The following is a 26,776-nucleotide window of genomic DNA, read 5'->3' as shown; positions in this document are numbered from 1 at the left end:
AACCTTCACCCCATTTTATTTTGATAAGCCAAAATCATGTCCTCTGTAGGTATCCGCGCGTATATCCGGGTTGTATTTAAATTGGCATGTCCCATTTCATCCCCAATAAATTGAAGATCTGCCCCCCTTGCCAGCAAGTTAGTAGCAAACGTATGACGGCAGGAGTGTGGGTGTAATGATTGGGTTAACTCTGCTGCCTGTCCTAATTTTTTAATAATCTGATAGATTCCTTGTCCCTTGAGAGGGCCATACCGTCCCATAAATAAAGGACCTGTCCCATCATGTTGCCTTATTCGTAAATATTCTGTTAAAACCAGTGCACACTCTTGGGAAAAATGGATGTCTCGAATTTTTTTCCCTTTTCCCTTCACTCTAGCTGTTCGCCGATCTATATTGACATCTTCAATAGATAAATTCGCCAGTTCCGTTCTACGGCATCCTGAGGAGAAAAGAAATAAAATTATCGCCCTATCTCGAAGGGAAAGGCTTTCTGCTGCTACTTTAACCCTCGAATACTCCTGTTCATTCAGATATTTGGGTAATGATTGGGGGATTTTTGGTCTCCATCTTTTCTTAACAACCATATATTCCTTTTTCTCTTCAGCCAGGCAGAATTTGGAAAAGGAAGAAAGAACTGATAGAAACAAGTCTATTGTCTTTGGTTTTTTCCCCTTAGAAAATTCATTGAGCCACTCTTGAACATGATTTGATGTTAGCTCCCCAAGCGAAAATCTACATTCACTGAAAAAACGCTCTAAAACCCATCGATATTTCGTAATGGTTGCTTCCGCTTTATTAGCGATTTTCAACTTCAGCAAGTAATCATTTAAAATCGATCTGGTTTGCAATGGAATATTTTCGTTTGTGCTATGCCAATAATTTTGAGAAGTGCTCATCCTATTAACCTCCTTTCTTTATACTCTTGTGATACTTCCGACATTGATGTGATAGTATCATTGTTATCAGTTTTTCCATTTTTAAACGTAAGCACGGGAAAAAGAGCTACCGCACTAGACCACGATAACCCTAAAGTATTTTTTTACTTTTTCTGCTGCCATTTCGATGATTAAGTATTCCGTTTCACTCTTTCAACTAAAATAGAATTATGTTGAAAGAGTTATACTACGATTATAGACACATGAAAGAAGAAATATTCAAATGATAGAAATATTTTGTTTTATAAAACGAAAAAATTGGAGAGGATAAAATTAATTATTTTTAAAGGGGATATTTAAGTGGATTTCAATAAATTAGTATTATACATATTTATTTTAGGGATTTGTTTCCCGGTTGCCTCTACCTATACATTAATAGTTAAGTTAATCACCCAACAACCAATTGAAACAATGTCTTTGTTTGTACTAGCTTTTAGCTATCTTATCATGTTTAAGTATAACTTGCTTTTTCACGAGTTACGGGATAAATGGTTCAAATAGTGTACCTTCTTTAGATTAAAAAACAGAGAGCAAATATACTCTCTGTTTTATTTTACACCCCACAATTATGTGTATGCGTGAAGGGAGCACCACATCATAGCAATTATGAGGTGTACACTGCAATAAACCCTTTAAATATTTATAATAAAAAACTCCTAGAAATTGAACTGCACCCCACTTGTCAAACACAACTAACAAGTGGAGGTGCAGTTTTTTGTTTTGCTCTGAATAGAACTGCATAGAAATAACTCTAACTCGAAATGATTTAGGGTTCCTTGCAGCTGTATATATTAATTAAGGATTTACTACAAAACTATTTATTGTCTTTTTACCGTCTTTGTCAGTCAGCTCAACAACCATTCTGTTTGCTTTTGTTGTTCCTACATAAGCTGTATAATCCCAATATGAGTCAAGCCCAGATTCACTTGCTGCTTGTTCAGGAGTCGTATCAGCTTCAAAGTATGCTGATAACCCACCATAGCTTGCCGTTAAACTTGGGGCATTTGCAGTAACAGTAGCTAGTAAAGAACTGTTATTATATAGTTTAATTTTTGCATCAGTAAAGTTATTACCTTTTAATGAATCTACATAAGCTATTTCTGCCCAGTAGATAGTAGTGTCATTGTAATCTGTTGATCCCCATAATTCCTCTTTTTGTGTATCTGTTAGCTCAGCTAACGTTGCGCTTTTAATATAGCTATTCTCGACTTATACCTTACGGCTTTCGTTTCGAGCCTACACCGTGCGGGCGCCTTTCAGCGCACACGGCGTGCTATCAACAGTAGTCCAAATATACTAATGGTAAAGTATTTATTAGTAGTTATATTTTACCATGTAAAGGCCATATGAGAGCCAATCATACGAAGATGATTGGCTACTCCATTTATAAAATTATACGACAATCTCTTGGGGAAATAAGCCGTTTCAGCTCTACTACTGACTGGGTTCCTTCGCTCCTACTAGTTTTACCCTCTAACCATGTTACCATGGTAATACAAACGGCTAGTAATCCACACTACTACGAACCCGCCGCCATCCTGCCAGCCTCTTAGGTGCTAACCCACCTCTTCTAGCAAGACTTCAAACGTTCCATTGTTACCATCCCTCTTTTTGATGACCGTAGGTCTCCACTATTCAGGTATGAGAAAGACCAGGTTAATAGTTAATTCGCTGATCTCCATTAAACCATCTCAAGTTTAAGGATGAACACTAAACTCCTAGCAATTCGTAATGTTCACTACCTCACCCTGCCTAAGCATGGATTCGTCTCCTAACCATAGCCACCTTTTATGGAACCCCGCCTCAACTTCATGAGTACGACTTCACCTGACTTCACCCCTTCGGTTGTGTTAGAACCTCATTGGACGCAGGAGGATTAGGCACTTGCCCCTAACTATTTAGCAAGTCTAGGAATTTAACCCAGAATTTAGTAACAATAGTTAAAAAGAACACCTCACGGTATTAACCGTGAAGTCAACGTGAGGCGTCTTTTCACTTTTTTCGCTAAATTAATAGCTTATAAAGTAACGTTTCGTTTATTTTACTTCAGGAGTATCTCCAGTAACAACAAATTCTTGAGTAGATTTAGTAGCGTTACGCGCTGAGTCTTGAACCTCTCCAACTACCTTAACTGTTGGTTTAGCAAGGTTAGCATCGTTTTCTTTAACAGTAAGAGTTACAGTAGATCCAGAAGTAGAAACTCCAGTAACTTCATATCCCTCTACTGTGAAATCAGATTCCTGAACAGATGCTACATACATAGCTTCAGAGAATGTTAAAGTAACTGTGTCATATTTTGCATTTGGAACGGCAGTAGTATCTGCAATTGTTGCACCTACTAATGTTGGAGCATACTTATCAGCAACGATTACTGAATCAGCTACTACAACTTTTGTTCCAAATGAATTTTGTGCGCCAACTGTTGCTCCAGCTTTACCATCTTTATCAACTGTTCTTACAGCTAATTTAGCAGCAGTTGTATCTACATTATTTTCTGTAGTTAAAGTAATATATGTCTTTCCGCCAGTTACAGAAGTAGAAATTTGAGAAGGTTCTTTCCAAGCCACTGCCGGTAATGCTGTTTCATCCAGTGTATATTGGAAATCTTTAGTTGTAGCATTAGTAATAACTTCATCAAAAGTTAATAAGATAGAGTTTTTACCTGTAGCTTCAACACTAGAAGCAGCAATAGTTGATAGAGCTTCAATATCTACAGCTGTTTCGAATTTCTCAATGAAGTTTCCAGCAGCGTCTTTAACATGACCTACTGTTAAACCTTTAGTATCATCAACGCCAGCAGCGATTGTAATGATAACTGCTTTATTAGAGTCAGTTAATTCTACTTTATCATCAGTAGCTAAAGCAGCTGAATTATATTGATAGTTAGATTTTGTAGTAGCCGAAGCAGCATCCATCACTTCGCTGAAAGTTAGTTTCAGTTTCGTATCAGAAAGTTTCTTAGCTCCAACAACTTCTGGTCTTACAGAGTCATTAACTGAAACTGTAGATGAGAAATCCGCCATTTTATTTTCGCGAATTGAGTTATCAGTTACATTCTTGATAGCAAGTGTGTAAGAACCGCCATTTAATACTGGAGTAGTGATTGCATATGTGTTACCAGATACAAGTTCAACTTTAGTAACTCCTACAGAATTTCCAGCTGCATCTTTCACGCTGTAGTTAGCAGTATTTGTTACAGTAGAAGACTTAACAGCTTCGCTGAAAGTAACGTTAGTTTGAGTATTGCTCTTTGATTCAACTTTTGTAACAGTTGGTGCTACTGTATCAGCTACAACATTACCAGTTAATTCTTGAGCAGCTACTTTATTACCAGAAGCATCTTGTAGTTTAGCGCCATTTTCGCTAGCATAAGCAATTATAACTTTAGCATTTCCTTGTGGAAGTGGAGCTGCAAAAGTAAGAGTTACTTCTTTACCATCAACTGCTACATCAGTAGCTTTGTAAGATCCTGTTTTAAAAGTGTGGTAGAATTCCACATTACCATCTTTAGCATTTAATACATCTTCACTGAATTGAAGTACTACTTGCGTTTCAGATGCGGATTTCACAGTAACTGTTGGCGCTGTAATGTCTTTTACATAGTTAATTGTAGAAGTAGCTTTTTCAATACCAAAGTTAGCGAAATCTGTTCCGCCTGATACTTCAAGTGAGTGAGACCCTTCTGATAAATCAGTACCAAGGGTTAAAGTAGCCTCAGAGTCACCTTCATTCCAAGTAATTCCCACAACAGCTAGTGTGCCGTTATCAAGTTTAACACTTGGTGCAGTTTTAAGTGGCTCGCTAAATTTAACTTTTAGTGTTCTTGGACCAGTAGCTTCAACAGATGTTGTTGTAGGTGCTGTAGCGTCAAAGAATTTAACTTCTTTTGTTGTTTTGTCGATAGCCTTACCAGACTTATCTTTTAAGTTCTCAACTGTTAATTCTACGTTAGCTTGTTGTGCAGCCGCAGCTGTAAGAGTAAGAACAACTTTCTTACCTTCTGATTTAGCAGACGCAACTGTTAAACCACCAGTTAAAGAATAATTTGTTTTAACGTCAGCAAGATCAGCATCAACATCTTTGCTGAATGTTACAACTACTTGTTTAAGGTTAATCGCACTTACTGATTGAACTTTAGGAGTTTGAGCTGCTTCAAGAGCTGCAATTAGTTTTGCATTTCCTGCAGAGAAACCGTTAAAAACGTTCTCACGAGCAGTTTTTCCGTAGATTTTGCTGATTGATACAAATGCATAGTTTTTAGAATCTTTTAATAGCTCAAGTGCTGCAGCTAATTTAGCATCAGTTGGGTTAGCAAGGGCATCCTTAGCAACCTTTTGAACTGCTTGAGTGTCCCCAAGAGCTTTATTGTAAGCTTTTGCACGGTTTACATAAACGTCTGCAGCAGTTACTTTAGCTAGAGCTCCGTTTTTGTATTTCGTGTCATATCCTTTACCAGCGTTGATGAAATCAACAGCTGCTTTACGATCTTTTTCAGCTTGAACGATTTTTTTGTAAATTTCAGTACCGCTGGCAAGTTTTCCAACAGGCATTGAAGAGTATGCAGTGTATGCTGCTTTCGCAGATGCTTCATACTTCTGAACAACCTCATTTAGTTTTGATGTTGCTGCTTCTGATTGTACTGGTGCTACTGCTGCGAATGCAGATGCAGCGATTGCTGTAGCGGTTGCAAGTTTAATAGCTTTCTTTTTACTCATGTGGTAAGTATTCTCCCTTCGAATATGAAAAAGTAGTGCATTGGAATCATGTACTTGGTAAATATACAAAACTTCAATGACTTACATAAAACACAACTTTAGACCTAGACGCTAGAATTCTACAAAGTTGAACTCTACCAATCTAAATCTTCCATAACTTCCAAGAACCAACATTTGATTTTCCAATTCGTTCTTGTAAACCTATAATAATACATATTTTTAACAATTTCTAGCTTTTTTTGCAGATATTTGAGTTTTTACACATAGTAAAACTTACCAATTTTACTTTTCTTTGTAAACACACCCGTTTTAAACCACCTTATTTATATATTCCACTTTTGGAAAATCATTCTTATTTATAGATAAATAGATGCAATCCGTCAGCCTTACACATTAGAAATCCCTTCCATGTTTATTGCATCCTCATTACAACTGCATTGCATAAAGCTTACGCCTGGAGGCGTTTTTATAGAGTTATAGGAATAGAGAGCAATAAAATAGGACTGCAGTCTGTGGCTGCAGTCCTTATCTTTACCTATTTACGCTTTTTAGAATAGATTTAGCTTTATCCACCACATGCTTGCTTCCCTGTTTTTTCTCTACACCTTCAACAACCATCGCAAGAATCATATCCGGTTTATTTGGGTTAGTTACCACAAACCACCCATTTTCCACACCCTTCTCTCCCTGCTTTTGTTTAATTTCTGCCGTGCCTGTTTTTCCGGCTAGCGGGATCTTTAGATTGGAAACAGAGTGTCCGGTTCCCCGCGGATTGGAAATGACTGCTTTCATCGTATCAAGTACTGCCGCTGCGTGTACGGGTTCTATAACTTTCTCCTTCCATACACTTCCCTTTTTTGGATCATTTAATAATAGGCTTGGCTTGATGAGGTTTCCTTCATTCACGAATGGTGTATAAGCAGCTGCCAGGTGAAGGGTAGACATTTGAATCTGTGCCTGACCGTACCCGCTGTCCGCTAATTGGATTTCGTTATCCAAGGCCCCGATTTTTGAACCTGGTATCGGATAGTCGTATGGAAGCTTTTCATCAAAGCCGAAGCTCTTTAGTCCCTCTGTAAATGTATCTTTTCCTATAGCAAGGGCCTGCTGGGCAAAATAAATGTTATCAGAATATACCATGGCATCCTTCATATTGACCGGTTTGCCGTAATCATGAACTCTTGTTACATAATAATTACCCCAGCTTTTTGACTTTTGCCATTTAGGGCCGCTGACGTTCATGGTTTTATTCGGATCAATACCGGATTGAAGTGCTACCGCTGCGGTTATCGGCTTGATCGTCGAGCCTGGTGCGTACAGAGAGCTGAATCGGTTTAAGGTTGGATTGTTTTTATTGTTCTCTAATGTTGCCCGGTCTTTTTTAGACAAACCTAGAATGAATTTATTTGGGTCAAAGGATGGGCTGCTGACGAGCGCAAGTGTTTCACCTGTCTTAGGCTGTATGGCAGCCGCTGAGCCTGAATCCCCTTTATATGTAAGGAAAATCTTTTTCTGAAGCTCGGCATCTATTGTAAGCTGAATCTTTTCGCCTTCTTTAGCAGGCTTTTCTTTTAAGACTCTTTCTTCTTTGTTTTTATCCTGAATGACTATTCGTGCTCCGGATTCGCCTTTTAGCTGTTCTTGAAACAGCTCCTCGAGGCCTCGTTTGCCGATCACATCACTATCTGTATAGCCTTTATCCTTCAGCCTTTCTAAATCTTCTGCTGTTATGGATCCTATATATCCGATTAAATGAGCCGCTGCTTCCTTATATGGATACACGCGCGCTGTTTTATCATTTACATATACGGATGGGATGGAATCCAGTTCCTGGGCAAGTTTGATCTGATCGGCAGGAATGTTTAGGATTGGCACTGCATAGGTTGGCTTAACCCAGTTCTGATTGAGTTTTGCTTGAATTTCTTCCTTAGACAGCTTCATTAATTTAGAAGCTCGATTCAATATGGCTTCTTCGTCTTCCATTTCTCCCGGCACCATACTGACTTCATATACCTCACTGTTGATAGCCAGGCCTTTGCCGTTTCGGTCGAATATTTCTCCACGCACCGCAGGGAGGTTCTGTACAGATACTTTTTCTCCCTTTTTTAAGTCAGGAAAAATGAAACCTGGATTCCAATTCACAAACCAGTTAGTTTCTTCATCTTTTTCTTCTTTAATAAGAGAAGCATCTTGATTGAAAGAAATCGCTCCTGCCATTGTATCCATTTTGACTGAGAAAGGAAGGGAAACCTTTTTATCATCCTTATGTTCTTTTTCTTCCTTCGGCTTTTTATACGTTACTTTTAGGTTCTTAGCCTCGACGCCTTCATAGATATTCTTATAGCGTTCTGTAAATTCTTTTTTGGAAATTTCCTTTTTTGCTGATTTGGAGAGATAGTCATACATCTTTCCATAATCCTGCTTATTCCACAATTGCACATATTTCTCCATGCGATCTTCAGGCTGCGGCTCATTACTGCAGGCAGCAAGCAGCAGTAAAAACGACAAACATAGTACATATTTTATGTATCTCATAGTATCCTCCTATGAATATAAATTTTGTTCTCTTGGAATGATCTCCCTTTTCCTAAGTGATATAACCTACTCCCTGGCCCGAAAAATCTATACATTAGTAGGATTTGATTTCCTTCCTACTTATAGTTTAATAGAATCAGAATATTTTACCAACAAGGAGGACCTGTATTGAAAAAGATCTTGGTCGTGCTGTTAACTTTTGTATTCCTATTCGCTGGATCCGCTACGTTCCATCCTGTATCTGCTGCCACAGCGATTGTAAACCCGAATAAAACGTATACCTATTCACACATGGCTTCTGATATTTCTAAATTGAAGAAAGCTTATCCTGATTTAATTCAAGTGAAAGTGATTGGGAAATCGGAGTTTGGCCGAAACATTTATGCGGTTGGTCTGGGCAAGGGAAAAGCCACTGCCTTTATAAACGGCTCCCATCATGCCCGCGAATGGCTGACTACCAACCTTAATATGTACATGCTCAACCGGTATGCTGATGCGTACAAAAGGGGCACCAGCATCAAGGGCTATAATGTAAGAACGGTATTGAACTCTTCTACTCTATGGTTTGTGCCGATGGTTAATCCAGATGGAGTGACTCTTCAGCAGTCAGGATTGAAAGCTTTCCCCGCTTCCTCTCATGCTGGCTTAATTAAGATGAACAATGGAAGTAAAAATTTCAAACGCTGGAAATCAAACGCTAAAGGTGTAGACTTAAACCGCCAGTATGATGCGAAATGGGCCGGAACGGAAAGTCCTAAAGCTCCAAGCTATAAGGATTATAAAGGGAAAGCTCCGCATACAGCTTCAGAAGTGAAGGCCGTTCTAAGCCTGGTGAACTCTATTGATGCTGATATGGCATTATCTTACCATACAACTGGAAAAATTCTATTCTGGAATTATGAACAAACTGGGTCTCGTCTTACTAGAGATAAAAATCTTGCCAAGAAATTAAGCACTATGACTGGATATCGTATGTATACTCCTTCCAGCTTCAAAAATGCTGCCGGATTCAGCGACTGGTTCTCCCGCAAAAAACTGCGGACTGCTATCACGGTTGAGATTTCTCCTTATTATTATGAAACGAATCCAGCTGTTTCCGAATTTAAGGGCGCATGGAGCCAGAATCAGGCAGCCGGCCTTTTTGCAGGAGCTGAAAGTGCCAAAATGTATGGTGTCCGGATGGATGCAAAGGCAGCGCTTCTTAAGACAAAGCTCACTTCGATCAGAAACTCTGCTAAGAAGCTGCAAAGCTACTATTATACAAATGTGAAAACAATTGCTGACTTGCGGAAGGATCAAGCATTTGTACAGTTATACGGGAAAACGAAGAGTGATTTAGCTGCTAATCAAAAATTGGTCGCTCCGCTTCCCGCTAAGAACCGAAATGCTCTTGCACCACTAGTAAATGAAATTAATCTATATATTTCTAGATCGGCAAGCTTTATTAAAGCAATCGATAACGGTGAAACCGCGGTCCACCTTGGCAAGCTGCAGGAAAGCAAGCTAACAGGCGGAATCTTTGACTCAGCCTTACACAAGCAGCTTGCTGCAGCAGTGGTAAACGCACAAACGGCACAGACCGCTCTTTACGGAAATCATGTTAAACAATTGCACAGCCAAAAATATATAACACCAACTGCAGCCATCTCCGCTGCAAGCAAATTCGCACTAGATCGACATGCACTATTAATAGAAGCAGAAAAACAGCTGGCCACAGGAAACCAAGCAGCTGTCCAAGAAAAAATTGCAGCATTCGACCAGCTGCAGCTCCAATCAAACAAACCCAAACTATACCCAGCCATCGAAAAAACCCTGGCTGACAAACGACAAAAATTTAATTAATTATGGGGACTGTCCCCCATTTCCCAGAACCGCTATCCTAATGGAATAGCGGTTTTTTGCTATTTCTAGATGGGGACTGTCCCCTATTTCCCGGGTAGTGCTCGATTACTATTTTTAGAGATTTGTTGTTTTGGTTGTTACTTTGTACAGTGTTTACCGTATAATGAGAGAATATGATAAATAGGAGGATATTGGAAATTGAAGAAAAATCGATTATACATGCTGTGTAGTCTTATTTTACTTGCAGCGTTTGTGTTTTCTCCCGATCGTACTAGTGCAGCATCAGCACCTAAGGTTCTAACAGATGCATCTGCAGCTGCAAAAAAATTAGACTATTACACTAGTGGAAAAGGTGCCACCGGCGCAAACATCCCAACAACCTATCTTAATACCGCCAAGACAAAGCGGGCTGACGCTCTTAAAAAGATGACCGCAGCTCAGGAAAAGACGTACGCATCCACACTTAAGACTATTAATGCCTCTATTTACCGCGGCGACTCTTATACCGCGGCTGTACAGGGCGGTATCAAACTAGATACGTATAGAAAACAGATTGAAGCCAACACGAAAGCAGGAAAAGCCGATACTAATCTGCTCGTGACTCTCAACAATGAAGTCACCAGCCAGACAGTCAGGTTAAGCAAGGTATCCCCTGCTGCCATAAAGTCGAAGATTGATAGCTTATACTCTAAAAAAGCTAAAGAAACTCAGACCACTTTCTCAAAAGCGTATAATGTGAAAAAGCATATCAATGAAGCTAACAAAAGAATTAAACAGTCGTCTGATAGTATTGCTCCTTACTATAAATATTCAATGGTTAACCGTCTTGAGGTCCCGCAAACAGCCTACAAAACAGCCTTAAACGATGAATTCAACAAATTGTACAGCACATTAGCGACTAAGAAAAGATCGGGTAAGCTCGTTACTTATTACGAACTCGAAAAGCAAATGGTACAGCTGGACCGCTTCGTTAATCCAGGAGTTTCGGCAAAGGAAGTACCTGATTTAAAAGTATCCATTTCAAAACTGATCAGCAGCAGCTCATTTACCGCTGCAGATAAAATTCTGCTAAATAAAAGACTCACTTCTATAATGAAGCAGATGGAATTATCGCCGGCGCAGATCAAACAAAAATTAACCGCAGCCGCTATTAAAAATGGAGTTCCTCCTGAAATTGTAAAGGCCATTGCTTTTAAAGAGAGTGGATTTAAGCAATTTGATATTGCGACGGGTAAACCCTTCATGAACACCTCCCATAATGACGGCGGATTCGGGATCATGCAGGTAACACCAGGTACAGGGGCAGCTAGCGCTGAGCTGGACAAAGCACGTTATAACATAGATGAAAATATTAACCTGGGAATCAAAATCCTTTTAGAAAAATGGGATTATACAGGAATAGAGATTCCTAAGATTAACGGCCATAACAAAAACATTTTAGAAGATTGGTATTTTGCGGTTCTTGCATATAATGGCATTGCGGCCGCAAATGATCCAAACAAATACACTACTGCCTATCAGCTAGGTGTTTATAAATATATGATCGAGTGGGCACAGGTGGAGCCTCAGATTCTGGATAAAAGCAACGTGAAGCTTATCCAAAATTCAATCACGGGCGGCTGGTATATCGATGCTGAAGCTGAATATAAAACCAGCATTCAAACAAGATCCACACAAATGCATGCTGCAGGAACGTCCTATACCTTTAAGGGTGCAGTAACTGCAAGGACTGTGGCCACAACCTACAATAATAAGGGAGTGTCTATACCAGCAGGAACTACCGTTAAAATCGTAAAGGCTGGCGTAGAAGATACCTATAACCACGCGAACCTATTTAACTGGTATCAGGTCCAGATTCCTGGCAAAACCGGGCTCTGGTTTATTGCATCCCAAAACTTTAAGTAAGGACTTTCTATTACAGGACCGCTATTTAGCGGTCTTTTTTTTTTCAGTTTTTTACTTTCGTCTAGAGAATTATTCTGTTTTTGCTATGGAGATGATCATTTGCACAATAAAAGGAAACACCACTAATATCTAGCAAGCTTCACTTCTAAAAGCGTGCCGTATAACCATATTTTAAATTGAATAAGGAGCAGGCCTCCAAAGGCCTGCTCCTAAATAACATCTCTCAATATTTATGAATACTAGCGCTCATTCATTTCCCAAAAAATCGACCAAAAAAGCCTTTTTTCTGCGGTTCATGAGGCTCTTCTACATCTACGTCGTCTTCCCATGTCGTCAACCCATTTAAAAATGATTCGAAATTTGGAGCTAGTTCAAAAATCAGTTCAAGATCAACATCAATAAAAATGACTGGAGGATCAACCTTGGTGTTTCTATAATCAAGAGCAATCCAACTATGTCCATCCCCAGTGACTAGAACTACATTCTTGGGTAAATCCCACTCCTCAATTAAATATGCGCTCTCTAATATACCGTTTTCCTCGCCTATACCAAGTATATGTTCTACATTAACGTGGTCATCAGCCCAGGAATTTGGAGTATCAGAAGGATGCGAGTCGTAGTTTATATATCCTCCGTTTTGTTCCTTAAGAATCTTTATGTATGACTCTGGCAGCTTTACTTTCAGTTCTTCTTCTGCTTTTTTAACCATTTCATCTGTTAATGGTTCTAACTTAAATTCGTCTGTATCGTCTCTCCATAAATTCATTTCCATTTAACCCACCCTAATAAAGATATATTTTCTCTCTTTGTTTATTATAATTTTTCTTACATTTTTTGTATATTTATTTTTAACCTAGCCTACCCCGTAGCGGCAGGAAGAAAAATTCACAACAGCATATTGAGATTAATATTAAGAAACATAATATTGGGCATAATTAAAACAGTTATTACAATCAAGAGGTGCTATATGATGAATCCTTTTAAAAAAATCTATGAAGGCCTATTTAAAGATGATTCCATTGAATATGAGCTAGGTATGGATTTAGATGATGTGGATACAGAAACATTAGGAATTGTGGATCACAATGACCCTGAATTTTATACTATTCGTAAAAACGGCCCTCTGAAGTAGAGGGCCGTTCCTATGATTTAGTTTTCTGCTGCATTTAAAAAAGGAAACTGCTCTTCATTTAAAGGTTTTTGATCTCTGCAAAAAAACAATATCCGATGATGCTATTTGACACCCTTTTTAGAGACCTAGTTTGACCCACAGCTTATCATCCTTAAGCTCAAAGTGCTTTATACTCCCTAATGGAACTTTTCTGACTGCCTCCAATTGATTGAGATCGAGTATCATATTTCCTTCTATATAAGACAGCAAGGGCGGCCTATTAAATATTCTGCTCTTGATCCAATCCTGATTAAGCGGCTTCATTTCTTTGACTTCAAAAAATAAAACCCTCTTCTCTGCCTTAAGCGGCTGCAGATCAATCTCAAACTTTATCTCCATAAGGAATTTTTTGGCTTTACCGCTGAATCTTAAGAAGGACTCGTAAAACTCTACATCCATCTTATGAATACTCTCATGAGGCTGTTTATTTTGGATCATAAACTTCAAAATATCAGCAGTTATGGGAATATTGATTCCCCTGTCACCCAATTTATTTTGGATGAGAGTATATCTGCTTTCTCCATCCTCACCCGTTTTGCTAAGATGTTCGTTTGCTTTTTGTAAAAGCCTCTTCATCTAGGAAAGGCACCTCCTAGCAGATATTTGACTGACACTTACGCAGATTGTGAACCTCGTTCCTCAATCACACGCCTGCAAACCTCAAAGCATTCATCAATATGTGAATTTCCAAGCATCTTCATGGCTCCAAAACTGATGCCTGCAGCAACCGCCTGTCCAACAAAGGGGATAAACTTCGTAACCTGTTTTGCTGCAACCCTGCCGCCTACTTTCTTTAATAAAAGCATAATGGTCTGTTTTGTTAAAACCTTGCCTATTATTTCACTCCCAATTGAAGTTGCAATTACCATAATCTGCCCTTTGGTCGCAGCATCTAAGTGATCGATCTGTTCTTCAGATAATCCGAATTTCCGGTTAATTTTTTGCAGCAGCTCAGTCATTATCGCTATATCCGCACCGACGTCAACTCCAGGTAGGGGTATCACGGCCGCGGCCGCTGAAGCGGAGGCGCGTTTATTCACTAGTTTTCTACAATCCTCGCGAATTCTTTCAAGTTCTCTCATTGTCATCGGTATCATTTTCAATCACTCCTTCGGAATATTTCCATAGGCTGACTTTACATGAACTAGACACTTTTAAAATTCCCGCCAAACCACCATTTAAACGTTTATTTCCTTAAATTGTAAAAATGACTGAAATGACCCATATTCATTCGGTATATACATCAAAAAAAGCATGTACGAGAGTTTTCCCATACATGCTTTTTGCTTAGTTTACTACTAGCGCCCGTTTACCCATAGCATTATAAATGCTGATGAACTTTGATTTAGACAATTTCATATCTTTTTTTCGCGCTTCACTGTCATTGAAATATACGTAGTTTCCGTCAAATCCGGTCACTACTATACAGTGCAGCGGTCTTGCACCATTGATGGTTTTCCCTTTCGGTGTTTTCCAGGTACGCTTAGAAGGCATTTCGTGGCTGATGGTGAACCAGACCAGTACTGGTTTTCCAAGAGATATGTATCTTTCTACTTCCGAAAAGCTTTTTCCTGTTAAATTCACACCGCCTGAACGGTACTGATCCAGCACTTTCTTGAGCGGTCCCGGGTTGATGGTATATCCATTGCCAAATGGTGTTCCTACAAAGCCGACATCCGGGTCTCCCCAGATTTTGATCGTTCCTTCTGCATTTCGTACCAGTTTGGTAGGATCATATGGCATTTTCTTAGCAACCGTTGTTTTACTTACTTTTACACCGTAGTAGTTAAGTGCCATGGTCAGAGCTGTTGCCTCACATCCGCTTGGTAATTCCGGCCGCTGGGCAACCAGTGGAACGTTCAGTCTTTTTGAACTGGTCACCGTGCCTGTTGTCACATATTCACCACTCACATAGCCGGTTTTTCCGTTAAAGTTAATTCTATACCAGCCGTTGCTTTCTTTCTTGATAACCTGTATCACCGCTCCATTTTTTAATGAGCCGATTCTTGCATAGTTGGTACCTGGTCCTGTGCGGACGTTAAGGGATGTTGCATTCACTCTATATGTAGGGGCAGAGGCCGTTGATTTAACATATTGTCCGCTGACATAGCCGGTCATCCCGCTATATGAAATCTTGTACCAGCCATTGCTCAGCTTTTGAATCACTTGAACACTGCTTCCCTTCGGCAGGCTCCCGATTTTTGAATAGTTTGTACCCGCTCCAGAACGTACATTTAAAGACGAGGCTGTAACTGTATAGGCTGGTGACGCAGCATTGACAACACCCTGGTCAGATGAGGATATTGGTAATTGAGGGGACAGTAACGTACTTCCGAGGATTGAGGCAGCGATGATTCCCTTTGCGAAAACCTTTCCGAGGGATGAACCTTTTGCTTCCTTTTTTGTCGAGTCAATCATGTATACTTTTTCCTCCCTAAATCTATGTAGTATTATGTCGAATCTAGTACTCTACTTCCAAAATAGAGAGAAACGGAACGCAAGTCCACCATAAACCATCGGAAAATAAAGAATTGAACCAAAAGGCATAAAAGCGGACGGGTATATGGACTTATATAAGTACAATCTTTGAACATGATACTATGCAGGACAACTCATTCCAGCTAACTAAGATAAACAGAGCAATCTAAGCGAAAGAACAAAAAAACTCCCCATTTAACGGGGAGTAAATCAATATCATACGCCTGACTCCTTATATAAGTGGTGTCATGTATTTATTCCATAGGCTTATTTATTAAGTGTTTAATGCATTTCTTTATCACCTACAACACATCTATTCTTACAGAGTCAGCAGTGGGCAATTCCTCATCTCCTGCTACATTAATAGAGTTAGCATTAGATAATAAATTGCAGGAAAGCACAATAATCAGAATCGGTAGCATCAACCATTTAATTTTTTTCATTTAAAGTATTCTCCTTTTTTTGTGAAGCTGTAAGGAAAATATATAGTAGACGAAACAATAATCAAAATGTCAATTTATTTCATATTTTTACAATTTAGGTAATTAATAGTGTTTTTCTTTAAGTGCTTTTGTTACTATTAATAATAATATAAATATAATTATATTAGGAGAAAGCATGGATACTCTAGAACTAGGAAAAACCATTAAAGAGATTCGGAAGGCCAGAAAATATACCCAAAAAGAATTAGCAGATGGAATCTGTACTCAAGCATATATTTCTAAATTAGAAAGTGGATTCATCATTCCCTCTGCTGATTTTTTGTACCGAATATCCATTCGTATGGGGATAAGTATGAATGATTTTTTCCTGAACAAGGATTCTATCAGAAGAGATTACTTTAATGACATAGATTTGTTTGTTCGACAAAAACTAAAGGAAAGTGATTTTAAAGCAATTCTAGATTTGATTGAAAAAGAAGTAAAGAATCCGCTGTTAACCTCAAAGGCCGACAAGCAATTTTTCATGTGGCACAAAGGAGTTTGCATTTTCTATCTTCATAATGATTTGGAGAAGGCGTTACAATTATTAACAGACGGACTGTATTATATCTATGAAAAAGAAACCCAATTTACTCAGAGAGAGGTAGAAATTCTAGTCAGTATCGGGAATATTTATAATGATAGTAAAGACTATCTACAGGCAGAAGAATCCTATAAAAAAGCAATAAGAATCATTAAGGAATTATCTATGAAGACTGTCAAAACAACGATTTATATTCGTGTTTTATATAACTATTCAAAGCTGTTGTACAGACGCAGCGAATATACCCTATCCCTTAAATATGTTAATGAAGCAATTTTGAAGTGTATATCGATAGACTCTTTATATCTGTTAGGAGATTTGAAATATCAAAAAGGATTAATATTATTACAATTAAATCAATATCAGAGGAGCCGCGAAGCCATGCTGGAAGCTTCTTATTTGTTTAAAGTCCAGAATAATTATAAATACTTCGAACACGTTCAAAACCAAATAACAAAAAATATGGATCTTAAATTATTTAAAAATGATAAAGATTTAGGCTAAATTCAGCCGCAAGAAAAAAATACGCCCAATTAGGCAGCCCCTTCCAGCAGCTTATCTATCAGCGAAAAAAAGGATGCTTCAGCTGAAGCATCCTTTAACCTGAGTTGAAAACATTAAACCGACAGCTTTATATAAAGCGCGGTCATTCCAGCTTTGTCTATACCAGCTATCTGAAAATCATTTTTACCATCGTTTTCAACATGTGTTTTATTGAAATTGTTCGGACTTGTAAACTTAGATTGCCCCTCTTCGTTCGGTAGAGAGACAGCCTTGTTCGCCCAGCCTTTTGTTCATAACGACTCTGAAGAGTGGAAGAAAATTTCACCCGGGCAGGTTCCTTCCCATCCAGCCTAAAATAGAAATCATAAACAGCGTTAGCCGCGAATGTCTCAGGATCCATACTGATCTCAAAATCTTGATGCTCATAAGGGTACAGATGGTTTTGGCCAGTTGGTTTAGTGACAAGCCGGCCAGCCTTTATGGTTTCATTTTTGTTTCGTATAGAACCATAAAGAGTTCCTTCAGCTGGGTGTGAAGCCTTTGGAATCGTTAATGTCCCTTTCAGCACCCACCCTGCTTGTTTCATGTTTATTTCTGTAACGGTGATACTAGGTTTAAGATATCTAGAAACATCGTACGACTTATTCTCCCCCTGAAGCTCAAAGTGAAGTCCCTGCTGAGTCACTATTGGCCGGGTCTCTGTGTCTGTATACATCTGTGAAAAAAGCAGCAGATCCTTATAATTCTTTTCTTTCAGAAGGTTATATAGATCTCTTTCTTTCTGGGGGAGGCTGACAGCTTCTTCATCAGGTATTAAATCGAGAAACTTATTTATTTCTTTCTGCCATTCGTCTCTTTCCTCAGGATGGACAAGAGCATATTTAATGACGTGCAGCCGTAAAACATCCAGCAGACTTTTCAGATCATGTTCAGAAATAATCCTCTGGGGAGCCTTTGAATGAACTAGCCAGTCTCTATTCAACAGTAGGGCACTCAGCCGGTCCTGTGTGTTCTTGAGCTTCATCTGCTGCTGTGTGATAGATGGCTTGTTTTCATTCTCCCTCACCCTCCACAGGTACACTACCTGGCTGGTGACGGCAATTGCCTTTGCGAGGACTGCCGCTCTCAAAGTCATATGCAGATCTTCATAATACTTTCCCTCAGTAAAAAATAATTCATTCTCGAATAGAAATTCCCTTTTCCAGAGCTTATTACAGGCAATGCTGTCCTGGAGCATTTCTGGTTTCTCATGAATAGTAGTCATTTCCTTTTTCTCATATAAGTTAAATTCCGAATGCCTTTTAGGTGCATACTGTGAATCTTCCGTCAGACGAAGAACCTTGCCTGCTGCATAATCGGCTCCACCCTCCGCCATGGCTGTAATCAAGGCTTTCAGTGCCCCTTTAGGCAATTCATCATCTGCATCCAGGAAGAATACATACTGTCCCCTGCTTAATTCTATTCCTTTATTTCTTGTGTAGCCTAATCCGTGGTTTTCCTGGGAATAGAGAGTAAAGCGATCGTCGGCTTCTTCATATTTCTTCAGGATTTCTTCGCTATGATCGGTAGAACCATCATTGATCATGATCACTTCTATGGTTTTATAGGTTTGATTTGCAGCTGAACGTAAACAATCATCCAAATAGGGAGCAGCATTATAAACCGGAATCACTATAGAAACGAGTTCAGACATACTTCTCACCTCCATTTAGTAATAAATGAAAAAAGAGCAGCATGAGAGCGACTCTTTTTTCACGTTAATCAAAAACCCGTTCGATTACTTTGCGGGCTGCTTGTCCATCCTCTAACTTTCCAAATTCCTGAGCGAACTGTTTCAATGCTTGATTGTATGAAGTTAAACTCTCCGGATTTCCAAGATAGGAAATGACCTCATCAATGGTTTCGCAAACTGGACCAGGAGATTTTTCGATAAAGTCAAAGTAAGTTCCTCTGCGTGATAGATATTCCTCTAAGTCATAGCAGTAAAGAATGATCGGACGCTCTAATAAGGCATAATCGAACATGACGGATGAATAATCGGTCACCAATACATCTGATGCCAGATAAAGCTCTTGAATATCCTGATAGGTGGAAGCATTCTTGATATTTGCCGGAAGATCTCTATCGTGAATCTTATCAGATAATAAATAATGCAGCCTTAACAGCACAACTGAATCCTGATTAATTGATTTACTAAGCGTCTTAATATCTGCCAGCGTCTTCTGGAACGAATTTGGATCCCAATCACGGAATGTAGGAGCGAATAAAATCACTTTTTTCTCCGGGGAAATCCGATAGTATTCTTTCACCTTTTGTGAGATTATCTCAGGCTTTTTAATTAACACATCGTTACGAGGATATCCCGTCTCAAGGATCTCGCCGCCATACCTGAAGGCTCTTCTAAAAATAGCCGTACTATAAGGATTTGGCGAAATAAAATAATCCCATGCACTTGTATGTGTCTTTAGATGTTCAAGTGCTGCTTCACTTGGCGTTTTCTTCTGATCATAGCCCATTCTCTTCAATGGGGTGCCGTGCCAGGTCTGTACATACACCTGTTGTTTTTTCTTGGGTGCCAAACGGGCCATCCCTTGATTATCAACCCAGAATTTCGAACGGACCAGATAATAGTAATGACGAAGCGTTTTTCTCTTTACTTTTATCGCAGGGCCGGGAAATTGGACAGCATCAGGATTTTCAAAGACCCAGATATATTTAAATTTGCTGCGGTTTTTATATAATTCTTCATAAATATACTTGGGGCTGTCACTATATTGTTTACCCATATGGCTCTCAAACAGAACCCAATTAGATTGAAGCGGAAGTTTTCCAAACAATCCTTTGGCGTAGTTGCTTAGAACTTCTTTTAATCCAGTAAGCTTCTCATTTGATTTATATTTCTTCCTTCTTCTCTGAATCGCGAATTTTAACTGATCCACTTTTCGTAATGGAAGAACTTTTATGGCAAAAGAGTTTTTATGATTGATAAAAATTTCCTTAGATAAAGACTCATTTTTGGCCTTGAGATTCGGCAGTTCTTCTATTACCGATTTTTTTATAAGCCTTTTATGAAGATTGCCTTGATGACTCACATATAAAAATAAGTAGTAATTTCCCGGAGCCATGTTGTTGAGCGGGAATACAACCCTAGTCCCCACAGCCGGCCTTTGGATGGTGTCCCCAGTCTGCCTGTTCTTAAGCACCCAGGAGAAACTCACCTCAGACGGGTCGACGGATTCTGCATGTGCATCCACATTAAAGGAGAATTGGTCCCTGTCTAAAGCTATATCACTAATTCGATAGTTTATCTCAATTTCATTAATTCCAAGGAACTTCTTATCATTTAATCCAGGCTTGGTTGCCCTGAAGTAGTATGACTCCCCTTCAGCATAGATCCGGTTCATGCTGCCAGGCAATCCATTTAGGTAAGACAAGTAATCCTGGAATGCGGCCTTATCGCCGATATAGAGAAGATAGTACATGATCCGGTCTCTTTCGGGCAGCCTTATGAAGGCATATTCGTCCATTACCTCATGCATATACTCTTGGATAAGTGCATGGAATTTCACTTTATAATCCTCATCAAATTCGAGGTAGTCATTTGTGTAAAGCTTTAAGTCATGGCGCAGGAACCGGTTATTTTTGTGTCCCTGATACAGGATGAATCCACTTTCCTTAAGAAATTTGTCATACTGCCGGTGGGCAACAATACGGTTTCGGAAGTTATCAAATTCAAAGCGGCGGTTTGAGATCGACTTAACATCCGCATTTTCAACAACTCTCCAATAGTAAACAGGTTCTGGTATGATACTTACCGATTCAGCAAGGAAATATGCTTTTCCTGTAAAAACAACATCTTCGTAATGGATTCCCTCAGGAAATCGAAGGTTATGTTTATCCAGAAACGAACGCTTATAAATTTTGTTTACCGATAAACTATCAAATAACAGGAAGTTGAATTCACGGATATTGATATTCACACGCTCGATAGAATAAATCTGTTTTTCATACCAAATATCATACGTATTGGTCCGGATTGCCTGTCCTGCCACAAAGTCTGAATTTGTCCTTTCAATAGCGGCAACCAGTTTTTCACATGCATCAATCGTATACCAATCGTCCCCATCAAGGAACATGATATACTCTCCTTGTGCATGGGCAATACCGGTATTCCGCGGCGTGCTGCACCCTCCGCTGTTCTGCTCCAAATGAACCGCCTTGAAGTTCGGCTTTCCTTCCACATAGCGGTCAATCAAAATTCCCGTCCGATCAGATGAAAAATCATTAACGACAATCACTTCAAGATCTTTGAAGGTCTGATCATATAAAGAATCAAGAGCTTCTTCTATATATAATTCATTATTAAAAGCAATCACAACGACCGATAGCTTAGGCTTTTTTTGAACGTGCTTCAGGTTACTTACCATCTTGCTGTCCTCCCAGTTCTGCAAAAAGATCATACCACTGGTTCTTGATCACTTGTTTATCGAATATCTTGCTGTGCTCATATGCGTTTTTACTGAATGAGAAAAATAAGCCGTAATCTGTGGCCAGCCGTTTTATATGGCGGGACAGAAGAGGAACATCCCCTACCGGAGCAAGCAGGCCATTATTATACTCTCCAACGATTTCACGTATGCCGGGTGCACAGTCAGTTGAAATGCATGGCAGTCCGCAAGCCTGCGCTTCTATTAATGACATAGGTAGTCCTTCTGCTTTCGAAGCAAGCAAAAAGAAGCTGGATGCTGTCAAGGCAGACTGAGTATCAGCTGTCTGGCCTTTTAAGGTAATATGGTCTTCCATTCCTAAAATATGGATTAAACTTTGAAGATATGATTTTGCCGGCCCCTCGCCATAAATATGCAGCTTCCATCCAGGCATATCGGGAGAAGCCTTCGCAAATGCTTCTATTAAGACATCAAAGCCTTTATCATCAATCAGCCTTCCAGTGGAAACAATTGTTTTATTTTTATATAAAACGTCAGGTTCGATCTCTTCGCGGAAAGGAGAAGGATTGTACATAACTCCTGCATTCGAGAACCCCAGTCCTTGGAAATACTCTGCATCTTTTTCCGTCAGCAGCAAGAATTTGGAAACCTGCCGGTAATAGCGCAGGATCCGTTTATATCTGTGTGAGCTCTTAGCTGCAGCAACACTTTCATGGCTCTGGCCAATAATTTTAATATTAGGCTGATACAATAGATGCTGGATCCACTGCATCCCCCAGACCTGAATAACGATCACAAAGACTTCTTCCTGTCCGTAGGCATCAAAGAATTTCTGGATTTCCTTCCTTTTCTTAGACAGCTGGCGGCGGCGCTTTAACTCTTTGGTTACCGTTTTGAATTTGAGCGCCTTCAGGTTAGAAGAAAGCTCCTTAGCGATGGGCGCCCTGTAACCATCCTGATGCAACACTGTTACCGGTATACGGCGGGAAAAATAGCTCGATTCATCCTTTTGTTCATTAATACTTAAGACGGCCACATTGTGTCCATCTTGAACAAAATCTTCGGCTAAGATTGAAGCAACGCGCTGGGCGCCGCCATGGCCATTGTATTCATTTATGACAAAAACGATATTTCTTTTTGGCATGCCTATACTCCTCGTTATCGTATTAGAGATCCTTCCATGGAAACTTTCGGGTGGAACCGGACCTCTTTAGTCCGCTTAGAGGAACGGGCAAAAAACTAAAGTTCCCCATGTATTTTCACTGTTACCCCGTATCTGACGGGTAAGCAGAAGTTTGCTTATTTATAATAAAAATCTGTTTGCCTGTTTAGATTTCCGCTGCACATTCCCGTTCAAGGGAGCCTTCTTGACGTATAGCAAGATCTCCCTTGAACGCTCTCTTCCAGAATGAGTCCCGCGCCTGGGACGAAGATCACAAAGTGCAATGATCAACGCCGAACATTTACCACAGTCTTTTTCATGTGTTGATTGTAAAACCCCCGGCTGGCTTAATTGTGGGGAGTTTCACATAATTTAACAGAAACTGCATGAAATCTTCCGCGTTCCGTCCCATGCATACATAACATACCTGGTCAGAAAACAGCTCTACCTGACTTCCATTCTAAGGTACTTGGATCCGGTCTGGATTTCAACTTCCTTATCGCCGAGCTGTAATGCCCCGCCGGGATATTCTTTACTATTGGATGCCCAGACCAGGATATACATTTCGTGAAACGGCTCTTTATTCATTTTGTATTTCATTCTATATTCATATTTGCCTTTGTTAAATTCATCTAGATTGATCACAGTTTTGAATTGGGCAAAATTGTAATTTTTTCCCTGCGGATTGAAAGAAGGGTTTTCTGTAATTTCTTCTGTCTCACTCACCACAGCAGGATAAGATTTTTCTTCAAAGCTTTCTAAGTCCACCACATGCATACGGATAGAAACATCTTCTTGTGAACCGGCTTCATAGCCTCTTACAAAAGCGACTCCTTCAATATGCAGGTTATTTCCCTCAAGCCATATTTTATTAACCTGTTCTTGGACTTTCTCCAGATTATCGACTCTTAGGATCAATTGATTGTTCTCTACCTTAGCTTTATATAAAAACTGGCCTTTCTGGTCTACGGCTCCCTCTAAATCTGCATTGCCGGCCCACAAAGGAAATTGGACCCATTCACCGTTTTCATTCTTGCTGCGGACCAAAAATGTGAATGCCCCAGGCTTTAAAAAGTTTGGATATTCCCTTTCACTGATAGAAATTGCAAATCCAGCATCTCCCGCCACATCTGCTGGAAGAGAAGAACGTCCGCTATACGCAATTCTTTCAAGGGGCTTGCTGATATATTCACCTGTCCGGTTTTCTTTAAGGACAAAGTCAAATGAAGTATCAGCCTTGGTTCCGTAGAGATAGCCCTTTAATTCGAGGGAAAGGCCTTCATCTGTTACATGCTGGTATACTTGTTCAATACTATGATTCAGTGTAAGCTCCGTGCGGATTTCCTCAAGTTTTTTCCTGCCGCTCATAAATTCATTGTAAATAGATCCTACATGCTTTGAATCGCCATAGGCAATGAGCTCCCCTTTGTTGATCCAGGCGGCTTTTGAACAAAACGATTCAACGGCATTCTTATCGTGGCTGACAAAGATAATGGTTTTACCCTGTTCCTTAAATTCATTCATCTTGTTCATACACTTGGCTCTGAACATAGAATCACCAACTGCCAGTGCCTCATCCACTATTAAAATATCAGGATTGACATTCACTGATATCGCAAAGCCCAGTTTTGCTTTCATACCGGAAGAATAGTTTTTTACAGGCTGGTTAATGAAATCCCCGAGCTCCGAAAACTCGATAATATCGTCAGCCTTTTCCATCATTTCTTCCTTTGAATAGCCTAATAGCACACCTTTCATAAAGATGTTGTCATACCCGCTCAATTCAGAATCTATCCCCGAACTAACATCTAAAAATACAAGTGCTCCATTTACTTCTACAGTTCCTGATGTAGGGTCCGCAATACCTGTGATAATTTTCAGCAAAGTAGATTTACCAGACCCGTTTGTGCCCAGAACACCAATCGCTTCTCCTTTAGGAAAATCCAGGGAAACATCATTTAGTGCCAGGAATTCTTTATGAAGCTTCTTTTTCGAGACAACCTCTTTAATGGGGCCCCATTTATCTTGATATAATTTATATTTTTTTGTCAGATGCTTAACGCTTACTGCTATATCCATACTCAATCAGCCTTTCACGAAAAAAAAATCACATGATATCCAAGAATATTGGCTTCATCCTCTTGTATAAATAATTGCCCAGAATAAATAACACCAATACTAAGGCCCAGAAATACAAGGTGTAAAGCGGATGTTCCCAAAAACCGGAGTGATAAAAAATAGAATCCCGATATCCTTGAACAATGTAATGGAAAGGATTCAGTTTTACTACATTTTCGAGCGGGCCTGCATTTTCTACAGGCCATAAAATAGGAGTCATCCAAAAAAGAAAGATTAGGACTGTATCTAAGAAGCGTCCAAAATCTTTACTGATCGCAACCAGCGGTGCGGTCACAGACCCAAGGCCTAATAGCAGCATAAGCGCTGCAAAATCATAATAAAGGATTTGAAGCCAATAGACAGATACTGTCTGCAGAGCAAAGGCCATCGCAATGAGGATGACAACCAGTAAAATGAGATGAGTGTAAAATGAAAAGGTAATCTGTACCGCAGGCAGGATGGCTATTGGAAAAGGAGTGTTCTTAATAATGCTCCTTTTGCTCCGAAAGGCTTTTTGGGAAAGACGGAAGGCGTCATTCAATAAAAACCAGGCCACCATTCCGATCGCCAGCCATGCCGCATAAGGTGCCCCGCCTACCGGGTTATCGGCCCGGGTACCAATGCTAAATACAAACCAATAAACAGCTATTCTCATAAGGGGATTCACAAGGCCCCATACAGAACCTAAAACGGTCCCTGCATATTCTTTTTTGATCTCTTGCAAGGATAATGCATGGATCATCTTCCGGCGATCCCACATTTCCTTATATATATTAAACATACCTATTCTCCTTTAATTAACAGCCGCTTGCTTACTCGCAGTTTATCCTGTATATCCATTTGGATTATAAGACTGCCATTTCCAGGAGTCCCTGCACATTTCAGCTAAGCTTTTTTCTGTCCGCCATCCAAGCAGTTTTTCTGCTTTTTCTGGATTTGCATAGCAGACGGCAATATCTCCCGGCCGGCGGTCTATCACTTCGTAAGGGATCGCCACATTATTGACCTCGCTGAAGGTGTTCACTAAATCAAACACACTGTAGCCTGTGCCGGTTCCGAGATTGAAGGTTTCAACCCCGGCGTTTTTCTCCACATACTGAAGCGCCTTAACATGCCCTTTCGCAAGATCCGTAATATGAATATAATCCCTTACACCTGTACCATCTTCTGTTTCGTAATCATCGCCGAAAACAGAAAGCTTGTCTCTTTTTCCAATGGCAACCTGAGTGATATACGGCATCAGATTATTCGGAATTCCGTTAGGGTTCTCACCGATTCTGCCGCTTTTGTGGGCGCCTATCGGATTGAAATATCTCAGCATCACAATATGCCAGGAGTTATCTGATACATACAGATCCTGTAACATCTCCTCGACCATCAGCTTAGTCCGGCCGTAAGGATTCGTCACTGAAAGCGGGAAAGACTCATCGATGGGATTTGTTTCCGGGAGTCCGTAAACGGTAGCTGAAGAACTGAAAACCAGTTTTTTCACATTGTGCCTGGCCATAACCTCGCACAGATTGATGGTTCCTGTTAGATTCGATTGATAATATTTCAAAGGTATACTTACTGATTCACCAACTGCTTTAAGGCCTGCCAAATGAATGACAGCATCAAAATTATACGTCTTAAATAGGTTATCCAGTCCATCCTGGTCTAATAAGTCGCATGAATGGAACGAGAAATCCCTGCCGGTAATTTCTTTCACTCGATTGATTGTTTCCATTTGACTGTTAGCAAAATTGTCTAGAACGACAACCTCATATCCATTTTTCAATAATTCTACAACTGCGTGGCTTCCAATGTAGCCAGCGCCTCCAGTAACCAATATAGTCATGATGACAACCCCTTTATAGTAAAAGAATGGACCATTCTTTTGGTTTAACATTTCATCCTTTTCTATGTATAAGTCATGTCAGTTTTTGAAAGATCATGTA

The 26,776-nt window shown here is 39.7% G+C and carries 18 protein-coding genes; 4 read left to right on the top strand and 14 right to left on the bottom strand.

Features of this window, described 5'->3' with window-relative positions; all coding sequences use genetic code 11:
- Nucleotides 1–5: 5 nt before the first annotated feature.
- From JOC77_RS00750 to JOC77_RS00740, 3 genes are all read right to left on the bottom strand, one after another.
- A complete protein-coding gene (locus JOC77_RS00750) occupies nt 6–896 on the bottom strand; it encodes a tyrosine-type recombinase/integrase (protein ID WP_204537437.1) in 891 nt (296 codons plus the stop codon).
- A 2,075-nt stretch (nt 897–2,971) separates the two neighbouring features.
- Complete coding sequence (locus JOC77_RS00745; RefSeq protein ID WP_204537436.1) at nt 2,972–5,650, bottom strand: Ig-like domain-containing domain; 2,679 nt, start codon at nt 5,648–5,650, stop codon at nt 2,972–2,974.
- A gap of 531 nt (nt 5,651–6,181) precedes the next feature.
- The gene (locus JOC77_RS00740; RefSeq protein ID WP_204537435.1) at nt 6,182–8,185 is read right to left on the bottom strand and encodes a penicillin-binding transpeptidase domain-containing protein; all 2,004 of its coding nucleotides are present in this window, start codon (nt 8,183–8,185) and stop codon (nt 6,182–6,184) included.
- Nucleotides 8,186–8,353: 168 nt separating this feature from the next.
- On the opposite strand from JOC77_RS00740, the gene JOC77_RS00735 reads away from it, so the two are divergent.
- Entirely contained in the window at nt 8,354–10,027 is a 1,674-nt protein-coding gene (locus tag JOC77_RS00735) for a M14 family zinc carboxypeptidase (RefSeq protein ID WP_204537434.1), read from the top strand.
- A 198-nt stretch (nt 10,028–10,225) separates the two neighbouring features.
- A complete protein-coding gene (locus JOC77_RS00730; RefSeq protein ID WP_204537433.1) occupies nt 10,226–11,932 on the top strand; it encodes a transglycosylase SLT domain-containing protein in 1,707 nt (568 codons plus the stop codon).
- A gap of 250 nt (nt 11,933–12,182) precedes the next feature.
- Here the strand turns inward: JOC77_RS00730 and JOC77_RS00725 are convergent, their stop codons facing one another.
- Nucleotides 12,183–12,704: an SMI1/KNR4 family protein gene (locus JOC77_RS00725; RefSeq protein ID WP_204537432.1), complete on the bottom strand. Its 522-nt coding sequence runs from the start codon at nt 12,702–12,704 to the stop codon at nt 12,183–12,185.
- Nucleotides 12,705–12,899: 195 nt separating this feature from the next.
- On the opposite strand from JOC77_RS00725, the gene JOC77_RS00720 reads away from it, so the two are divergent.
- On the top strand, nt 12,900–13,064 hold the full coding sequence (locus JOC77_RS00720; protein ID WP_204537431.1) for a hypothetical protein: 165 nt from the start codon (nt 12,900–12,902) through the stop codon (nt 13,062–13,064).
- A 117-nt stretch (nt 13,065–13,181) separates the two neighbouring features.
- Here JOC77_RS00720 and JOC77_RS00715 read toward each other — a convergent pair whose 3' ends face one another.
- The 4 genes from JOC77_RS00715 to JOC77_RS00700 form a co-directional block, all read right to left on the bottom strand.
- The gene (locus JOC77_RS00715) at nt 13,182–13,679 is read right to left on the bottom strand and encodes a hypothetical protein (RefSeq protein WP_204537430.1); all 498 of its coding nucleotides are present in this window, start codon (nt 13,677–13,679) and stop codon (nt 13,182–13,184) included.
- Between the two features lie 38 nt (nt 13,680–13,717).
- Entirely contained in the window at nt 13,718–14,200 is a 483-nt protein-coding gene (locus JOC77_RS00710; RefSeq protein ID WP_204537429.1) for a hypothetical protein, read from the bottom strand.
- A 190-nt stretch (nt 14,201–14,390) separates the two neighbouring features.
- A complete protein-coding gene (locus JOC77_RS00705) occupies nt 14,391–15,521 on the bottom strand; it encodes an SH3 domain-containing protein (protein ID WP_204537428.1) in 1,131 nt (376 codons plus the stop codon).
- A 362-nt stretch (nt 15,522–15,883) separates the two neighbouring features.
- A complete protein-coding gene (locus JOC77_RS00700; protein WP_204537427.1) occupies nt 15,884–16,024 on the bottom strand; it encodes a hypothetical protein in 141 nt (46 codons plus the stop codon).
- 175 nt (nt 16,025–16,199) lie between these two features.
- On the opposite strand from JOC77_RS00700, the gene JOC77_RS00695 reads away from it, so the two are divergent.
- Nucleotides 16,200–17,111 carry a helix-turn-helix domain-containing protein gene (locus JOC77_RS00695; RefSeq protein ID WP_204537426.1) on the top strand — a complete coding sequence of 304 codons (912 nt, stop codon included), beginning with the start codon at nt 16,200–16,202 and terminating at the stop codon, nt 17,109–17,111.
- A gap of 166 nt (nt 17,112–17,277) precedes the next feature.
- Here the strand turns inward: JOC77_RS00695 and JOC77_RS00690 are convergent, their stop codons facing one another.
- The 6 genes from JOC77_RS00690 to galE all read right to left on the bottom strand — a co-directional run bounded on the left by JOC77_RS00690 (nt 17,278) and on the right by galE (nt 26,676).
- Nucleotides 17,278–18,804 (bottom strand): glycosyltransferase family 2 protein, encoded by a 1,527-nt coding sequence (locus JOC77_RS00690; protein WP_204537425.1) that lies wholly within the window; start codon nt 18,802–18,804, stop codon nt 17,278–17,280.
- Between the two features lie 64 nt (nt 18,805–18,868).
- The gene (locus JOC77_RS00685) at nt 18,869–21,538 is read right to left on the bottom strand and encodes a bifunctional glycosyltransferase/CDP-glycerol:glycerophosphate glycerophosphotransferase (protein WP_204537424.1); all 2,670 of its coding nucleotides are present in this window, start codon (nt 21,536–21,538) and stop codon (nt 18,869–18,871) included.
- Nucleotides 21,528–22,703 (bottom strand): glycosyltransferase, encoded by a 1,176-nt coding sequence (locus JOC77_RS00680; RefSeq protein WP_204537423.1) that lies wholly within the window; start codon nt 22,701–22,703, stop codon nt 21,528–21,530. Before JOC77_RS00680 ends, JOC77_RS00685 begins: the two co-directional genes overlap by 11 nt.
- A 462-nt stretch (nt 22,704–23,165) precedes the next feature.
- Complete coding sequence (locus JOC77_RS00675) at nt 23,166–24,800, bottom strand: ABC transporter ATP-binding protein (protein ID WP_204537422.1); 1,635 nt, start codon at nt 24,798–24,800, stop codon at nt 23,166–23,168.
- 28 nt (nt 24,801–24,828) lie between these two features.
- Nucleotides 24,829–25,620: an ABC transporter permease gene (locus tag JOC77_RS00670; protein ID WP_204537421.1), complete on the bottom strand. Its 792-nt coding sequence runs from the start codon at nt 25,618–25,620 to the stop codon at nt 24,829–24,831.
- A gap of 42 nt (nt 25,621–25,662) precedes the next feature.
- Nucleotides 25,663–26,676, bottom strand: coding sequence for a UDP-glucose 4-epimerase GalE (gene galE / locus JOC77_RS00665; protein WP_204537420.1), 1,014 nt, complete (start codon nt 26,674–26,676; stop codon nt 25,663–25,665).
- Nucleotides 26,677–26,776: the final 100 nt, after the last annotated feature.

Source organism: Peribacillus deserti (assembly GCF_016909175.1).
Lineage (GTDB): Bacteria > Bacillota > Bacilli > Bacillales > DSM-1321 > Paraperibacillus > Paraperibacillus deserti.
Note: the sequence above shows the minus strand (reverse complement) of the source record. Positions and strands in the feature narration are given on the sequence as shown.

What these genes read in the sequence shown, in the direction of transcription:
- JOC77_RS00750 (WP_204537437.1), bottom strand. Translation starts at nt 896, where the DNA reads ATGAGCACTTCTCAAAATTATTGGCATAGCACAAACGAAAATATTCCA.
- JOC77_RS00745 (WP_204537436.1), bottom strand. Translation starts at nt 5,650, where the DNA reads ATGAGTAAAAAGAAAGCTATTAAACTTGCAACCGCTACAGCAATCGCT.
- JOC77_RS00740 (WP_204537435.1), bottom strand. Translation starts at nt 8,185, where the DNA reads ATGAGATACATAAAATATGTACTATGTTTGTCGTTTTTACTGCTGCTT.
- JOC77_RS00725 (WP_204537432.1), bottom strand. Translation starts at nt 12,704, where the DNA reads ATGGAAATGAATTTATGGAGAGACGATACAGACGAATTTAAGTTAGAA.
- JOC77_RS00720 (WP_204537431.1), top strand. Translation starts at nt 12,900, where the DNA reads ATGATGAATCCTTTTAAAAAAATCTATGAAGGCCTATTTAAAGATGAT.
- JOC77_RS00715 (WP_204537430.1), bottom strand. Translation starts at nt 13,679, where the DNA reads ATGAAGAGGCTTTTACAAAAAGCAAACGAACATCTTAGCAAAACGGGT.
- JOC77_RS00710 (WP_204537429.1), bottom strand. Translation starts at nt 14,200, where the DNA reads ATGATACCGATGACAATGAGAGAACTTGAAAGAATTCGCGAGGATTGT.
- JOC77_RS00705 (WP_204537428.1), bottom strand. Translation starts at nt 15,521, where the DNA reads ATGATTGACTCGACAAAAAAGGAAGCAAAAGGTTCATCCCTCGGAAAG.
- JOC77_RS00700 (WP_204537427.1), bottom strand. Translation starts at nt 16,024, where the DNA reads ATGAAAAAAATTAAATGGTTGATGCTACCGATTCTGATTATTGTGCTT.
- JOC77_RS00695 (WP_204537426.1), top strand. Translation starts at nt 16,200, where the DNA reads ATGGATACTCTAGAACTAGGAAAAACCATTAAAGAGATTCGGAAGGCC.
- JOC77_RS00690 (WP_204537425.1), bottom strand. Translation starts at nt 18,804, where the DNA reads ATGTCTGAACTCGTTTCTATAGTGATTCCGGTTTATAATGCTGCTCCC.
- JOC77_RS00685 (WP_204537424.1), bottom strand. Translation starts at nt 21,538, where the DNA reads ATGGTAAGTAACCTGAAGCACGTTCAAAAAAAGCCTAAGCTATCGGTC.
- JOC77_RS00680 (WP_204537423.1), bottom strand. Translation starts at nt 22,703, where the DNA reads ATGCCAAAAAGAAATATCGTTTTTGTCATAAATGAATACAATGGCCAT.
- JOC77_RS00675 (WP_204537422.1), bottom strand. Translation starts at nt 24,800, where the DNA reads ATGGATATAGCAGTAAGCGTTAAGCATCTGACAAAAAAATATAAATTA.
- JOC77_RS00670 (WP_204537421.1), bottom strand. Translation starts at nt 25,620, where the DNA reads ATGTTTAATATATATAAGGAAATGTGGGATCGCCGGAAGATGATCCAT.
- galE (WP_204537420.1), bottom strand. Translation starts at nt 26,676, where the DNA reads ATGACTATATTGGTTACTGGAGGCGCTGGCTACATTGGAAGCCACGCA.